The organism is Serratia sp. 22264 (genome assembly GCF_052045345.1).
In the GTDB taxonomy this organism is placed as follows: domain Bacteria; phylum Pseudomonadota; class Gammaproteobacteria; order Enterobacterales; family Enterobacteriaceae; genus Serratia; species Serratia plymuthica.
Genome location: NZ_JBQEOY010000004.1, coordinates 80,558 through 95,167, shown reverse-complemented (window position 1 = coordinate 95,167; position 14,610 = coordinate 80,558). Strand labels below are relative to the sequence as shown.

Below are 14,610 nucleotides of genomic sequence, written 5' to 3'. Positions count from 1 at the left end.
CGCATCCGTCTGGTGCTTTTCACCACAGAAAAATCACCATTATCGTAGAGCGTTATTAAAGGATACCCCCAGGCATACCTGGATATTTGTACGGTGAGGGTGAATTGGCTTTCACAGCTTATTTGGTAGTTATGAATATTAACATCCATGGATTATATTTTTGGTGCAACTCCTCTATTGACATAAAATAAATAAGAACAGCTTACGACAATAAGCCCGAAGACGATCAGTACAGAACCCAGTACAAATTCAATTTGCAGCGGTTCACCCAAAATCACCACACCGGCCAAAATGCCAAAAATGGGGGTCATAAAGGTCAGAATGCCCAACGAAGAGGCCTGATAATCACGCAGCAGAGAAAACCAAATCAGATAGCTGAGAAAAGAGACGACAACCGTTTGGAATATCAGGCTGGTCCAGGCCATAGAGCTCAGATTGAAATGAAGGTTCTCCATCGTCATCGCCAGCAGAGATAACAACAGGCAGGCCCCAGTCAGTTGGAACAACAGCGTCTGTTTGGACGAACAGTTCGCCAGGCGCGTGGTGCGAATGACTATCGTCGAGCCGCCCCAGGACATGCCCGCCAACAGGCCATAAATGTCGCCACGGAGCTGCGCCTCACCGCCCGAGCTGTCGCCCATCCCCGAGATGGCGAGCACCACGCCGCCAAAGGCCAGAGTAATACCGGCCCACTGCACGGCCGACAAGCGCTCGTGCCGGATAAAAAAATGCAGCCCGATGGCGGAGAATAAGGGAGCAGTGTATAAAAAGACCGCCATATGCGACGCGCTGGTATAACGTAAACCTTCAGAGACGAAAAAGAACTCTAACGCGAACAATAAGCCAACGCCCAAACCGGCTAACAACGTGGGGCGATCGAATACGAACCTTTCCCTTTTGTAACGCGCCAAAAGGTAGACCGCCAAAGCGGCTACGCCTGACCTGACGGCGATTTGCAGTACGGCGGAGATGTCCGGCTCGGCCGCCTTGATCGCGACCTGTTGCAGCCCCCATATGGCGCATATCAGCGTCATGGCGGTAGCCGCTTTGCTGTCTATGTTGTTTCTGGAAATCATCATACCTCCTGCAAACCGCTCTGCTCAAAATACAATTATCCCTCGCCGCGAATAAGAGCGATGATGGAGAATAAAACCGCAGGAATATTTAAAGGCTACTCTTTATAAACCACTATTTCTTGGTACATCTTAATCACTTCACTATCGCTATCGGTATCGCCGGTATATTCGGTTTGTTGCGCCACATGAATAACCTTCCAACCCCGCTTCGCCAAATCAGGAATAGTGACACGGCCGACATCACGGCAGGTAAATACCGTATCGTCACTCAACCTGAGCTTGCCAATGCTAGCATAATCATAAGCTTGAGACTGGCATACGTGCGACTCCGCCGCCATCAGCGGCAATGAAAACAAACCAATAAATAACGCCAAAAAAGCTTTCACAGTCATCTCCAGACCCCTTATTAATCCAATCCATATTACCGATATAGGAAAAATTAATTCCGCTACCCGTCGGCTTATTTAATGCCATCATGTCGATTAAATTACACGGCATCGGCCATTCACTGACAAGTGAAAAATATAAGGCTATGCGTTAGCTGAGTTCATCCGAGTATTGTCGTCATGGCTTAGCCACTACGCTGAGCATGACCCCGCGTCAGGCCCCGCCGCCCTCTTTACCGTCAACGATTAATATTCAATCAAATAATTAGCAAGAAAAGTAACTTTTTGTGATGCACATCGTGTTACATATGCGCTTCGCTTCAACCACGCCAAAAAACAATGAAAACGCTCAGAAAAAACCTGGGCAAATCACCGATGCCGGTGCGTCGGTGATGTTGGCAATCAATAACAGGGATAACAACACATGACTTTCACATTGCGCGCATTGACTCGGGCAGTCGCTTTGGGGCTGGTGATGGGCACCGCCTCTTTCGCTGCCCAGGCTGAAATCACCCTTCTCAAGCAGGATCCTCAGGCGGGCGATCCGCTGAGCCGCCTAAACTTTACCGTCGGCGGCAGCATCCGCCCACAGTTCAACAACATGACCGGCGATGGCGATAAAGGCTCCTATAAACGCAACGGCTTCGACGGCGGTACCCGTTTCCGCTTTGCCGCGGACTACTATCTGTTCGACGACATCAGTTGGATCAGCTACTACGAGCTGGGGGTGAATATCCCTGCCCTGTTCGACTGGGATCACCACTATGCCGACGGCGCCAATAACACCAGCCGCCGCATGTTGTACACCGGTCTGAAAAGCAAAACCTGGGGGCAACTGACCTTTGGCCAGCAAAACAGCGTGTATTACGACGTGGTGGGCGCCAAAACCGATATCTGGGATTACGACATGCTGGCCCAGGCACCGGGCAACGGCATCAACGGCGACTACGACGGATCTTACCGTTCGCGCAAAATGCTGAAGTACAAAAACACCTTTGGCGATGCGGACGTTTACGCCTCTTACCTGTTCAGCGATAACGACTATCTGCCGGGCAATGGCCTGCGCTACAAGCGCAAAGGCGGCGGTTCGCTGGGCGTGGATTACCACCTGACGCCGGATCTGACCTGGGGCACCGCGTGGAACTATACTCGCGCCGAAATGCGTAACCCTTCCACCAGCGGCTCGAAAGACTATGATCAGAACATTGTGGGCACCGCGCTGAGCTGGAAGCCGGACAGCTGGACCCTGACCTTTGGCGGCGGCTGGTACAACAACTTCCTGACCACCAAAAAAGCCGACGTTGACAACTACTTCGCCGGCGACGCCTGGGGTATCGAGTATCTGGCCGGTTACACCGTGCCGGTGGGCCAATATGCGGTGAAATCCGTAATGCCTTACTTTATGGGCGATCGTCTGGAGTATGTGAGCGGTCGCAACTATCAGCGTATCGATAACGGCCTGGGCGTTACGGTGCAGTTTGATTACGGTTTCCGCGTCGATGTGGAACACGTGCTGACTTCAAGTACCGATAACCTCGGTGATATGACGTTGGTGCGCTTGCGCTACGATTTCTGATCGGTATAGACGTAAAAAAGGCCGTTTTCACGGCCTTTTTCATTGTTATCAACGCATCAGAACCCGCCGCGCGCCGAGCGCCCCACCGCTTCGCCCAACTGCCACACCGCCATGGCGTAATGGGTGCTGTGGTTGTAACGGGTAATGGCGTAGAAGTTCGGCAACCCGTACCAGTATTGGTAGCTGGTCCCCATATCCAGCCGCAGCAGGCTGGCTTCCTGCTCAGTGCCGAGCGAGCCTTGTGGGGTCAACCCGGCCGCCGCGAGGGTGTCAAGCGAGTAGCGAGTTTTAAAGCCGTTATCCAGTCCCGGCGCCTGGCCGCTGGCCGGTACCGCCACGGCCTCGCCACTGATCCAGCCATGTTCTTTAAAGTAGTTGGCGACGCTGCCGATCGCATCCACCGGATCCCACAGGTTGATGTGGCCGTCACCGTTGAAATCAACCGCGTAGCTCTTGAACGAAGAAGGCATAAACTGGCCGTAGCCCATGGCGCCGGCAAAGGAGCCGCGCAGATCCAGCGGGTCATCCCCTTCGGCGCGCGACATCAACAGGAAGGTTTCCAGCTCGCCGGCAAAGTAATCGGCGCGGCGCGGATAGTCGAAGGCCAGCGTGGACAAGGCATCGATAATGCGGGTTTTCCCCATCACGCGGCCCCAGCGGGTCTCAACGCCGATAATGCCGACAATGATCTCCGGCGGCACGCCGTATACCTGCTGGGCGCGCTGCAGGGCTTCCTGATATTGGTTCCAGAACAGCACGCCGTTTTGCACGTTATCCGGCGTAATGAACTTGTTGCGATAGCGCAGCCAGGATCCGTTCGGCACGGACGGCGCCTGAGTGGTGGGGGTCGGCGCCTGACGATCCATCAACCGCAGCACCGAATCCAGCCGTTTTGCCTGGGCCAGCACGTCATGCAATTGCTGACGATCGAATCCGTGTTCCTGCACCATTTTATCGATAAAGCGGGCAGTGTTTGGATTATTGGCAAAATCACCGCCCAACGGCTGGCCGCTATGCGCCGGCGTCAGCAGGAAACCGCCTTTTACTACGGCGTTAGCCTGAGGAGCTGCTGGGGTAGGCTTCGGCCCGCTGCTACAGGCTGTAAGTAAGGTAAGCAGAGGGAGAAGAGCAACTAAATGACGCATCGGATATCCATATAAGCCAGGCCAGTGATAAGTGAGCGTTATGTTAATCCATTGTCCGGTGCGAACAAACTGGATTATGCCGCTCATGGCCGGCGGGTAGCTAAAAATTCAGAAATCGTGATACGTCACCCAGAAAACCTAAACCACTTAGGGTAAGAAGACAGGAGCCTAAACCTTAACTAAATGAGAAAAATTATCATATTGACTCACTGTCGAATGCCGCTAAAATACGCCCCCCTTGGCTGACGACCCGGCCAGAGCTACTTGCTACAACGGAATGTTACTTTGGACTCCCTCGGACAGATCGCTAGAAACGTCTTTAAACGCCACATTACGCGTAAAAACTATGTTTTCTCCCTGGCTATTTTCGCCACCGGCCTGACATTGCTGTCATTCCTGTCCCCCTATCTGGATAAAAACCTGTTCCGCGCCTACGCGCACAGCGACATCGCCGCGTTTTTTTCGGTATTCGTCTACCTGTTGTGCATCATGCTGTGGTCGCTGTTTTGGATCGGCCTGACGCTGTGGTTTGTCGCCCGCACCGCATACCGGCTCAATGACGTCGGCACGCCCGGCTGGCCGCTGGCGTTAGCGCTGTATGCGCTCAGCGTAGTGAATAACTACCACCCCGGCCCGGTTGAACGCTGGCTGATCGTCATCAGCCTGATTGGCATCCTGTGCGCACTGGTGCTGCCTTCTGCCCGCCGGGCAGGCAAGCCCGAGCAGGTCGGCTAGCGAAACCCGGCACTGGCTATCTGCAGGCCAAGCGGTCACAATGCCGCATACTCCACGCACCGCACAGGAAATATCATGTCTTGCCACTACCCCGCCCATTACGCCTTTGATAACGAAAGCGACGCCTGGCAGATTCATTTTCGCGATTTTCCTGAACAGCAGGCCGCCTGCTATAAACGTGAAGATATCGAACTGGAAGCACAGGAAAGCCTGCTGATCGCCATCGCCACGGAAATGGAAGAAGGCCGCCCGGTGCCGCCCCCATCCCGCGCCCAGCCGGAAGACCTGGAGATCCACGTCCCGGTGCTGGTCAAACTCAAGCTCGAGCTGCATAACATCATGCTGGCCGGCGCCACGTCCAAAGCCGATCTGGCGCGCAAACTGGGCTTTAACGGCGGCCAAATGGATCGTCTGCTGGACGTTGCCTATGCCTCAAAAGTGGAAGCGCTGGAACAGGCTCTTTACCTGCTGGGATATGAGGTGCAGGTCTCGGTAGCAGAGATTCGGCAACAGTAAGAAAAATATTATCGCCGGATGCTAAATATTCTCCCTTTTTTGCCGATGTGTTCATTACCGAATCACCAAGAGCAAAAAGTGAAGGCTAAAAATGGAGTGGAGTCGCCGTAATATCTGGACCGTTATTCTGCTGTCGTGCCTTGTCTTCTGGGCTATCCTGCTGACGGGTGCAAACGCCGTCGCCTGAACCCTTTTCATAACATCACAGCAAACATAATTATAAAGCCCGCACCAGCGGGCTATTCCTCTTTTTTACCCCGCTAAAAACGTAAATAAAAATCGTTTAAAAACAGTCAAGGCTGGGTAAAAAATAGCCAAAAAGTGTGATCAAAAACACAGTATTGTAATCAGGCTGGCATTGGGAGTACATTAGCGCCGATCCTGTCGTGGTTCATGTTTTACCTCACGGACTTTGAAGCACGACAACCGGGTAATCCGTGGTCAAGGACGTTGTTCTTCCTGATTGAAGAACCCGCCAATAAACCGCAGGTTATCCACAAAATACTCAGCACAACAATCGGGATCATTGGCTTGCGAGAAACTCCAGATGGGAGTTGTTCAATGAAATATTTTGTTATGGGCGTTTCGTTCATGCTGGTAGCGTGGATTGGCACCTTTATGCTGATGGTTGCATAACCCTCTGCATGACCGGGAACATAGATAAAGGGGCGCAGAAGCGCCCCTTTGTTGTTTCTGAATGCGGCTATTTGCCCGGCATCATGCGGCGCAAGGTGTCATCCTTGCGCAGATAATGGTGATACAGCGCCGCCAGCGCGTGACCGCCGATAATAAAGTAGCCGGTATTGGCAAGCGTTTCATGCGTGCTCTTGATAATGCGGCGCAGCACCGGGTCCGGCGTGACAAATTGCGGCACTTGCCAGCCCAGCAACACCCACTCCTTTCCCCCATAAGCCAGCGTCAGTACGCCCAGCACCGGCAACGCCAGAAACAGCACATAGAGCAGCACGTGGAACATTTTGGCCCCCCACTCTTGCCATTCTTCCAGCGGTGGCGTGGTGGCCGGCGTGGCATAACGATGACGCAGCCCCAACCGGATAAACATCAGCAAAAATACCGCCAGGCCAAAGTTAAAATGCAGACTTTTCACCAGTGACGCCATGTCATCCGGCACCGAATCCTTCAGCAGCATCGCCGCATAGGTCAGGATCACCATCAGCAGCGTCAACCAGTGTAAAATAATTTGCGATCTCGCGTAGCGGTTGCCCATACACTCTCCCGATTAATTAAAAAAAGATTAATCGAGCATAGTGGGGAAATAATGAAGAAAACCTTAGCGTTGAGAAAAAAGGCCGGCGCGAATGTGCCGGCCTGAAGCGATTATTTTGCGGCGGGGGCAGTGGTCTTGGCCGGTGTTATCAGCCCGTCGGCACGGAACATGGCTTTAATACCGCGCACCGCCTGACGGATGCGGTCCTGATTCTCTATCAGCGCGAAACGCACGTGGGTGTCGCCGTAGTCGCCAAAACCGATGCCCGGCGATACGCAGACCTTGGCTTCCGCCAACAGGCGTTTGGCGAATTCCAGCGAACCGAGATGCGCATAAGGCTCCGGTATTTTGGCCCATACGTACATCGCCGCTTTCGGGTTATCGACCATCCAGCCGGCTTCATGCAACCCTTTCACCAACACATTGCGGCGCTGGCGGTACTGTTCTGCGATATCGCGCACGCACTGCTGGTCGCCTTCCAGCGCGGCGATGGCCGCCACCTGCAACGGGGTGAAGGTGCCGTAATCGTGATAGCTCTTGATGCGCGCCAGCGCGCTGACCAGCTCCGCATTACCGACCATAAAGCCGATGCGCCAACCCGCCATGTTGTAGCTTTTCGACAGGGTGAAAAACTCCACCGCGATGTCCTTGGCGCCCGGCACCTGCATAATCGACGGCGCTTTCCAGCCGTCATACACGATGTCGGCATAGGCCAGATCGTGGATCACCAGCACGTTGTACTGTTTGGCCAGCGCCACCACCCGTTCGAAGAAATCCAACTCAACGCATTGGGCGGTCGGGTTGGAAGGGAAGCCGAGGATCATCATTTTCGGCCGCGGGATGGTTTCACGGATGGCGCGCTCCAGCTCACCAAAGAAATCCACGCCGTCCACCAGCGGCACTGAACGCACCTGCGCGCCGGCAATCACCGCACCGTAAATATGGATGGGATAGCTTGGGTTCGGCACCAGCACGGTGTCGCCGTGATCGAGCGTCGCCAGCATCAGGTGCGCCAGCCCTTCTTTCGAACCTATGGTGACAATGGCTTCGCTTTCGGGATCAATCTCCACCTGGTAGCGATCGGCGTACCAGCGTGAAATGGCGCGGCGCAAACGCGGGATGCCGCGCGAGGTAGAGTAACCGTGGGTATCGTCACGCTGCGCAACGGCACAGAGTTTTTCCACAATGTGCGGCGGCGTCGGGCCGTCCGGGTTACCCATGCTGAAATCGATAATATCTTCGCCGCGACGGCGAGCAGCCATCTTCAGTTCGGCGGTGATGTTGAATACGTAAGGGGGAAGACGTTCAATACGCGTAAAACGGCGTTGTGGACTGTTATCAGCCATAGATTCCTCGAAGAGACGTTAGCGCCCGGACCGTCCGAGCGACGCTGACCAGCTTGTGGTCGGATATTGAACATATCGCAGCGGCGACGGGATTGTCGATACCCGCCGCGATATTTTTATTTTTCCGCCTGAAACTCCGCCGCTAACAGCCCGAATATCCAGTCCGCGTGCCACTGCCCTGCCAGGCGGAAATTATCGCGCAATGTGCCTTCCAGCTGAAAACCGCACGACTCCAACAGCCGGCGCGAGGCGGTATTGCCCGCGGTGACGGTAGCCGTCAGCTTGTGGAAGCCGCAGGCATTGAAGCCAAAATCCAGTACCGCCCGCAGCGACTCCTTGCCGTAGCCCTTGCCGTGTCCGGACGGCAAAATGCCGTATCCCACCTCCGCCTGTTGGCAAGGCAGCCACATCGGCCGAAAACCCGTGACGCCCACCGCCTCACCACTCGCCTTTTCGCGCATCACCAGGCACAGCCATTGTTCCCCATGCTTGTCCCAGGCCGGCAACCGCGTCTCAAAACGCGTGCGTATTTCCGCCTCAGTCAGCGGGTCGGCGATATAGCGAATCACGTCAGGGTCCTGATACAGACGCAGGAACAGTGGCCAATCATCGGCAGTTATCGACTGCAGGGTTAAACGCTCAGTGACCAATTTCATTGCACTAATCTCCGAAAAACGAAAACAAGGAAGTTACGAATGAAAGACATCCCTTTATTTTCCTCTATTAAATCCAGATAATCGTTAACGTCAAAACAACAAAACCATAACGTCTTACCCAGACCTCTACAACCGTCCATCGTTGCCCACGGGCAGCGTGAGGAGAACACCATGGCTTCATTACTCATTGACGACATCCCCACCGCCATTAAAACCGTAAAACAGCAACTGCGTCAGGCACTGCCCAACTACCGCGAGGTGTTCCTGGCGCTTGAAGACCACATTCACCAACAGGTCGAACAAATCCGCCAGGAGTTGGCCGCCGGCCAAAACCCGGTGCCGCAAATCGATGCGGAGGATATTTTGCAGCACCGGGTCAGCGAGCGGCAAAAAACCTTGATCAAACAGCGCGGCGCCTGCGCCATCCGCGGCGTGTTCCCCCGCAGCAAGGCCGAAGCCTGGAACCGGGAAATCGGCAGCTATCTTGAGCGCAACAACTTTGTCGAACGCCTGAAAAATGCCGCCGAAGACAACTATTTCGGCAAACTGGCCGCCGGCAAACCGCAAATCTACGGCATTTACTGGTCAAAGCCGCAGGTGGAAGCCCGTCAGGACGCCCGCATGCACGCCGTGCAGGTGTTTCTCAACAGCCTGTGGGAAACCGAAAGCAACGGCAAACAGCATTTTGACCCGACTCGGGTCGCCACCTATGCCGATCGCACCCGCCGTCGCCCGCCGAACTCGTCTTCTCTGGGCCTGTCGCCGCACGTGGACAGCGGCACTATTGAACGCTGGCTGGATGAAAATTTCCGCTATGTCTACCGCCACGTGTTCTCCGGCGACTGGCAAGCTTACGATCCGTTCGCTGCCGATGGCCGCACCGAAGTGCGCGAAATCGCTTCGCCGGCAGTCTGCTCAATGTTCCGCACCTTCCAGGGTTGGACGGCGCTGACGCCGCAACGCACCAATGCCGGCACGCTGAATCTGGTGCCGATAGCCAACGCCATGGCCTACGTTCTGTTGCGCGCATTGCAAGATGACGTCGCCGAAGACGATTTGTGCGATGCCGCCCCAGGACGCGCGCTGTCAATCTCGGAAAAATGGCATCCCCTTTTACTCAGTGGGATTTCCCCTATTCCCGATTTAGAACCGGGCGACACGGTGTTCTGGCACTGTGATGTGATTCACGCGGTGGAAAACGAGCATAACGGCGAGTTCGACAGCAACGTGATGTACATCGCCGCCGCACCGGGCTGCGAGAAAAACGATGCCTATCTGCAACGCCAACTGCCCAGTTTTATCGCCGGAAAAACGCCGCCGGATTTTGCGCCCGACGATTTCGAAGTGGATTTCAACGGCCGCGCCACTGTCGATCTGCTGACACCGCTCGGCAAGGAACAGCTCGGCATTAAATAACCCGGAGCCCCGTGGTGTGCCCGCCCGGCCGCCACGGGGCCACTTGCTGTGATATACTCCTGCGCATCTGTCCGCCGCAGCGAGAGCCCGTCGTGCACCCTTTTTTTGAAATGCTGTTAGCGGTGTTTGATCGCGCCGCACTGATGTTAATCTGCCTGTTCTTCCTCACTCGTACCCGGTTGTTCCGCCAACTGCTGCAAAAAGAGGACCACACGCCGCTTGAGCTGGGCATGGTCACGGCGATCTTCTCGCTGTTCGCGCTGTTCAGTACCTATTCCGGCATCAACGTCGAAGGTTCGCTGGTCAACGTGCGGGTCATTGCCATTATGGCCGGCGGCATCCTGTTCGGCCCCTGGGTGGGTATCATCACCGGCATCATCGCCGGGGTGCACCGCTACCTGATTGATATCGATGGCATCACCTCAGTTCCCTGCCTGATCACCAGCATCATTGCCGGCATCAGCGCCGGTTATATCAATCTTAAAGTGAAAAAAGAGCAACGCTGGCGCGCCGGGATCCTCGGCGGCATGCTGTGCGAATCCCTGACCATGCTGCTGATCGTCCTGTGGGCCAAGCCGACCGAGTTGGGGCTGGATATCGTCTCCAAGATTGCGCTGCCGATGATCCTCGGTACGGTATGCATCGGCCTGATCGTGCTGCTGGTGCAAAGCGTGGAAGACGAAAAAGAGGTGATCGCCGCCCGGCAGGCCAAGCTGGCACTGGATATTGCCCGTAAAACCCTGCCCTACTTTCGCAATATCAACAGCGAAACCCTGGCGACCATCTGCGACATCATCCGCCAGGACATCAAGGCCGACGCGGTGGCGATCACCGATACTCACCAGGTGATGGCCTACGTCGGCGTGGGGGAAGAGGCTTATCCGATTGGCCGCGAAGGGTTGAGCCGCGTGACCCGCGAAAGCATCCGCCACGGCAAGATCATCATCAAAAACAACCTGGAAAACCCGGCCACGCCGCAAATTCACTCGCAGTTGGTGATCCCGCTGTGGGAAAAAGGCGAAGTGTCCGGCGCGCTGAAAATTTACTACTGCCATGCCCATCAGATCACCAATACGCTAAAGGTCATGGCGGTGGGCCTGTCGCAGATTATCTCCACCCAAATGGAAGTCTCGCGCATTGAGCACCTGCGCCAAATGGCGGACAAAGCGGAAATGCGCGCGCTGCAGAGCAAGATCAACCCGCACTTCCTGTTCAATGCCCTGAACGCCATTTCTTCGTCGATCCGCATCAATCCGGACACCGCGCGCCAGCTGATTATCAACCTGTCACGCTACCTGCGCTATAACCTGGAGCTGAACGACGAACTGATCGATATCCGCAAGGAGCTGCACCAAATCCAGGATTACATCGCCATCGAACAGGCGCGATTTGGGGCCAAACTGACGGTAATTTACGACATCGACGACGATATCTCGGTGCGTATCCCCAGCCTGCTGATCCAACCGCTGGTGGAAAACGCCATCGTACACGGCATTCAGCCGTGCAAAGGCAAAGGTGTGGTAGTGATTGCAGTGAAGGATCAGGGCGCTCGGGTCAAGATTTCGGTAAAAGACACCGGTAACGGCATCAATCAGGAGGTCATCGACCGGGTGGCGCGCAATGAAATGCCGGGCCACAATATCGGCCTGTTGAACGTGCATCACCGGGTGTCGCTGCTGTATGGCGAAGGGTTGCGCATCCGTCGGCTGGAGCCGGGCACCGAAATTGCCTTTTACATCAGCAAAAACGGCGGCAAACTGCAGATGGAAAACAGCGCACTGCCGGCCGGGGAGCCATCATGAAAGCCATTATCGTTGAAGACGAGTTCCTCGCCCAGGAGGAGCTCAGTTACCTGATCAAAAAACACAGCAGCATCGTTATCGAAGCCACCTTCGAAGACGGGCTGGACGTGCTGAAATACCTGCAGAATCATCAAGTCGACGCCATTTTTCTCGATATCAACATTCCGTCGCTGGATGGCGTGCTGCTGGCGCAGAACATCAGCAAGTTCACGCACCGGCCTTCGATTATTTTCATCACCGCCTATAAAGAACATGCGGTGGAAGCGTTCGAAATCGAAGCCTTTGACTACATCCTCAAGCCCTATCACGAAGCGCGCATCGTCACCATGTTGCAAAAACTGGAGGCGCTGCATAACCGGCCCGCTAACGCCCCGGAACAAGCCAGCGCGCCAAACCGCAACAGCCACAGCATTAACCTGATCAAAGACGAACGTATTATCGTCACCGATATCAACGACATCTATTATGCCGCTGCCGATGAAAAAGTGACGCGGGTCTATACCCGCCGCGAAGAGTTTGTGATGTCGATGAACCTCACCGAGTTTTACGGCCGCCTGCCGGAGGAACATTTCTTCCGCTGCCACCGGTCTTACTGCGTCAATCTGTCGAAAATCCGCGAGATCGTGCCCTGGTTCAACAACACCTATATTCTGCGGCTGAGCGATCTGGAGTTTGAAGTGCCGGTCAGCCGCAGCAAGGTTAAAGAGTTCCGCAAATTAATGCGTTTATAACCGCGCGCGTTACCAGCGCGGCCCGGGGCCGTAGTAATACCCCGGTGGCGGCGGTGGCGGCATGCGACGATAATGCGGGCGATCGCGCCATTCGTGTCGCGGCTCCTCGTAATAGATCACTCGTGGCGGCGGCCCGTAGTAATACTCGCGCGGACGCTCATAGACGCGGTGTTCGGACCACCAGCGCGGATCGCGCCAGCGGTCGCCGTCCCAGTAATGGCCGCGATCGTCGCGGTCGCCAATGTGCAATGAAATACCCGGAACGTTCACGCCAATGGATACGTCCGCCTGGCTGACCAACGGCAACGACAGCAGCGCGGCTAACAACAACAGTGTTTTTTTCATCTAATGACTCCTGCAGAGCGGAACCTGTCCGTTCACCGATAACATAGGCCCCCCGCTATCGCCGCTCTATAGGAATAATGCCCATTTACCCATTCCAGACGTTTCCTTCACAATTTGAGCACAATCCTGGACAACGGACCGCCAATAAATCGTGACTATCTTTGATGTAGATCACTTGGCGCCAGCGGCATTTCATCCCCTTTTAACCGCTAAAACGGCAACTCATGCGCCACCAGATGCATTTCATTCCTTCCTCCGTGCAACTCATTCCCGATCTGCCGTCGAGTGGTATTACCAGCCTTATACTATGCCCATACCGCGGGGCCTCTGAGGTTCTCCGCAAATTTCCGCCAACGGCTGACCGCCCGGCAACGCACACAAGAGAAGGAGACCGGCCATGAACACCAAACCGGCAAATCGCAGCTTAATCGTTCTGGGCACCATCATCTGCCAGATGGGGCTCGGCACTATCTATACCTGGAGCCTGTTCAACCAGCCGCTGGTCGACAAATTCCATTGGGGCCTCGGCGACGTCGCCACCACCTTCTCCATCACCAGTTTCTTCCTGGCCTTCGCCACGCTGTTCGCCGGCAAGCTACAGGAACGCTTCGGCATCCGCAACCTGACGCTGTGCTCGGGCATTCTGGTCGGCCTGGGCCTGATCGCCAGCGCCCACGTCAGTTCATTGGATATGATCTATCTGTTGGCCGGCGTCGTGGTTGGGTTCGCGGTGGGTATCGCCTACATCTCCACCCTGTCCAACCTGATCAAGTGGTTCCCGGCCAATAAAGGGCTGATCTCCGGCATCTCGGTGGGCGCATTCGGCAGCGGCAGCCTGCTGTTCAAATACGTTAACGCCGCTTTGATTGCCGACGTCGGCGTATCCGCCGCCTTCTTCTACTGGGGGGCGATTGTGATGGCGCTGATTGTGCTGGGTTCGCTGCTGTTGAAAGAACCGGTGCTCGCCAGCCAATCTGCGCAGCAAAAGGCCGGTACTTTGGGTAACGACTTCAGCGTGCGCCAGATGCTGGCGACCAAAGAGGCCTACCTGTTGTTCATCGTTTTCTTCGCCGCCTGCATGAGTGGCCTGTACCTGATTGGCATCGTGAAGGACATGGGCGTACAACTGGCCGGGATGGATGTAGCCACCGCCGCCAACACCGTTTCCGCCGTAGCTATTTTCAACACCGCAGGCCGCATCATTCTGGGTACGCTGTCGGATAAAGTAGGCCGCATGCGCGTCATCAGCTTCACCATGCTGGTTACCGTGCTGGCGATTGTCTCGTTGAGCTTCCTCACCCTGAACCATACGCTGTTCTTTATCTGCGTCGGCGCCGTCGCCTTCTGCTTCGGTGGCAACATCACCGTGTTCCCGGCGATTGTCGGCGACTTCTTCGGCCTGAAAAACCACAGCAAAAACTATGGAATCATTTATCAGGGCTTCGGTCTGGGCGCGCTGGCCGGCTCGTTCGTCGCCAAATACTTCGGCGGTTTCCATGCCACTTTCATGGTCATCGGCGTACTGTCCATCGCTTCCCTGCTGATTACCCTGTTCATCAAGGCGCCAAAAGCGGTGGAGCAGGAAGAAGAGAGCCGCGAGCCGGCAGACTTGGTCAAAGCCTGATTTTTAAGTAGCAAAAAGGGGCGCAACC

The 14,610-nt window shown here is 55.4% G+C and carries 15 protein-coding genes; 8 read left to right on the top strand and 7 right to left on the bottom strand.

Annotated features, from left to right (window positions below):
* Window positions 1–152 precede the first annotated feature (152 nt).
* Both ACTJJ1_RS16240 and ACTJJ1_RS16235 read right to left on the bottom strand, forming a co-directional pair.
* Window positions 153–1,076, bottom strand: coding sequence for a DMT family transporter (locus ACTJJ1_RS16240; protein ID WP_440834637.1), 924 nt, complete (start codon window positions 1,074–1,076; stop codon window positions 153–155).
* Window positions 1,077–1,171: 95 nt separating this feature from the next.
* Window positions 1,172–1,462, bottom strand: coding sequence for a hypothetical protein (locus tag ACTJJ1_RS16235; RefSeq protein WP_208905156.1), 291 nt, complete (start codon window positions 1,460–1,462; stop codon window positions 1,172–1,174).
* Between the two features lie 424 nt (window positions 1,463–1,886).
* Here ACTJJ1_RS16235 and ACTJJ1_RS16230 point away from each other — a divergent pair, with 424 nt between their 5' ends.
* Complete coding sequence (locus tag ACTJJ1_RS16230; protein WP_004947541.1) at window positions 1,887–3,038, top strand: porin; 1,152 nt, start codon at window positions 1,887–1,889, stop codon at window positions 3,036–3,038.
* Between the two features lie 56 nt (window positions 3,039–3,094).
* On the opposite strand, the gene mltB is transcribed toward ACTJJ1_RS16230, so the two are convergent.
* Window positions 3,095–4,183 (bottom strand): lytic murein transglycosylase B, encoded by a 1,089-nt coding sequence (mltB, locus tag ACTJJ1_RS16225; protein WP_041417071.1) that lies wholly within the window; start codon window positions 4,181–4,183, stop codon window positions 3,095–3,097.
* Between the two features lie 285 nt (window positions 4,184–4,468).
* On the opposite strand from mltB, the gene ACTJJ1_RS16220 reads away from it, so the two are divergent.
* The 3 genes from ACTJJ1_RS16220 (at window position 4,469) to ypdK (ending at window position 6,070) form a co-directional block, all read left to right on the top strand.
* Entirely contained in the window at window positions 4,469–4,918 is a 450-nt protein-coding gene (locus ACTJJ1_RS16220) for a DUF805 domain-containing protein (protein ID WP_440834477.1), read from the top strand.
* A 75-nt stretch (window positions 4,919–4,993) separates the two neighbouring features.
* Window positions 4,994–5,434 carry an antitoxin HicB gene (locus tag ACTJJ1_RS16215; protein ID WP_062792045.1) on the top strand — a complete coding sequence of 147 codons (441 nt, stop codon included), beginning with the start codon at window positions 4,994–4,996 and terminating at the stop codon, window positions 5,432–5,434.
* 561 nt (window positions 5,435–5,995) lie between these two features.
* Entirely contained in the window at window positions 5,996–6,070 is a 75-nt protein-coding gene (gene ypdK / locus ACTJJ1_RS16210; protein WP_086012885.1) for a membrane protein YpdK, read from the top strand.
* Between the two features lie 67 nt (window positions 6,071–6,137).
* On the opposite strand, the gene ACTJJ1_RS16205 is transcribed toward ypdK, so the two are convergent.
* The 3 genes from ACTJJ1_RS16205 to ACTJJ1_RS16195 form a co-directional block, all read right to left on the bottom strand.
* Window positions 6,138–6,662 (bottom strand): cytochrome b, encoded by a 525-nt coding sequence (locus tag ACTJJ1_RS16205; RefSeq protein WP_440834475.1) that lies wholly within the window; start codon window positions 6,660–6,662, stop codon window positions 6,138–6,140.
* Between the two features lie 110 nt (window positions 6,663–6,772).
* A complete protein-coding gene (gene alaC / locus ACTJJ1_RS16200) occupies window positions 6,773–8,008 on the bottom strand; it encodes an alanine transaminase (protein ID WP_004947556.1) in 1,236 nt (411 codons plus the stop codon).
* A 116-nt stretch (window positions 8,009–8,124) separates the two neighbouring features.
* Entirely contained in the window at window positions 8,125–8,664 is a 540-nt protein-coding gene (locus tag ACTJJ1_RS16195; RefSeq protein WP_440834472.1) for a GNAT family N-acetyltransferase, read from the bottom strand.
* A 171-nt stretch (window positions 8,665–8,835) separates the two neighbouring features.
* Between ACTJJ1_RS16195 and ACTJJ1_RS16190 the strand changes: the two genes are divergently transcribed.
* From ACTJJ1_RS16190 to ACTJJ1_RS16180, 3 genes are all read left to right on the top strand, one after another.
* Entirely contained in the window at window positions 8,836–10,080 is a 1,245-nt protein-coding gene (locus tag ACTJJ1_RS16190; RefSeq protein ID WP_440834470.1) for a DUF1479 domain-containing protein, read from the top strand.
* A 110-nt stretch (window positions 10,081–10,190) separates the two neighbouring features.
* A complete protein-coding gene (locus ACTJJ1_RS16185; protein WP_122289616.1) occupies window positions 10,191–11,882 on the top strand; it encodes a sensor histidine kinase in 1,692 nt (563 codons plus the stop codon).
* Complete coding sequence (locus tag ACTJJ1_RS16180; RefSeq protein ID WP_440834468.1) at window positions 11,879–12,613, top strand: LytR/AlgR family response regulator transcription factor; 735 nt, start codon at window positions 11,879–11,881, stop codon at window positions 12,611–12,613. The genes ACTJJ1_RS16185 and ACTJJ1_RS16180 overlap by 4 nt, the downstream gene beginning before the upstream one ends.
* Window positions 12,614–12,622: 9 nt before the next feature.
* Here the strand turns inward: ACTJJ1_RS16180 and ACTJJ1_RS16175 are convergent, their stop codons facing one another.
* Window positions 12,623–12,958 (bottom strand): DUF2502 domain-containing protein, encoded by a 336-nt coding sequence (locus ACTJJ1_RS16175; protein WP_004947571.1) that lies wholly within the window; start codon window positions 12,956–12,958, stop codon window positions 12,623–12,625.
* Window positions 12,959–13,355: 397 nt separating this feature from the next.
* Between ACTJJ1_RS16175 and ACTJJ1_RS16170 the strand changes: the two genes are divergently transcribed.
* Window positions 13,356–14,582, top strand: coding sequence for an L-lactate MFS transporter (locus ACTJJ1_RS16170; protein ID WP_122289591.1), 1,227 nt, complete (start codon window positions 13,356–13,358; stop codon window positions 14,580–14,582).
* Window positions 14,583–14,610: the final 28 nt, after the last annotated feature.

Coding starts and splice junctions, on each gene's coding strand:
- ACTJJ1_RS16240 (WP_440834637.1), bottom strand. CDS start 1,076: ATGATTTCCAGAAACAACATAGACAGCAAAGCGGCTACCGCCATGACG.
- ACTJJ1_RS16230 (WP_004947541.1), top strand. CDS start 1,887: ATGACTTTCACATTGCGCGCATTGACTCGGGCAGTCGCTTTGGGGCTG.
- mltB (WP_041417071.1), bottom strand. CDS start 4,183: ATGCGTCATTTAGTTGCTCTTCTCCCTCTGCTTACCTTACTTACAGCC.
- ACTJJ1_RS16215 (WP_062792045.1), top strand. CDS start 4,994: ATGTCTTGCCACTACCCCGCCCATTACGCCTTTGATAACGAAAGCGAC.
- ACTJJ1_RS16205 (WP_440834475.1), bottom strand. CDS start 6,662: ATGGGCAACCGCTACGCGAGATCGCAAATTATTTTACACTGGTTGACG.
- alaC (WP_004947556.1), bottom strand. CDS start 8,008: ATGGCTGATAACAGTCCACAACGCCGTTTTACGCGTATTGAACGTCTT.
- ACTJJ1_RS16195 (WP_440834472.1), bottom strand. CDS start 8,664: ATGAAATTGGTCACTGAGCGTTTAACCCTGCAGTCGATAACTGCCGAT.
- ACTJJ1_RS16190 (WP_440834470.1), top strand. CDS start 8,836: ATGGCTTCATTACTCATTGACGACATCCCCACCGCCATTAAAACCGTA.
- ACTJJ1_RS16185 (WP_122289616.1), top strand. CDS start 10,191: ATGCTGTTAGCGGTGTTTGATCGCGCCGCACTGATGTTAATCTGCCTG.
- ACTJJ1_RS16180 (WP_440834468.1), top strand. CDS start 11,879: ATGAAAGCCATTATCGTTGAAGACGAGTTCCTCGCCCAGGAGGAGCTC.
- ACTJJ1_RS16175 (WP_004947571.1), bottom strand. CDS start 12,958: ATGAAAAAAACACTGTTGTTGTTAGCCGCGCTGCTGTCGTTGCCGTTG.
- ACTJJ1_RS16170 (WP_122289591.1), top strand. CDS start 13,356: ATGAACACCAAACCGGCAAATCGCAGCTTAATCGTTCTGGGCACCATC.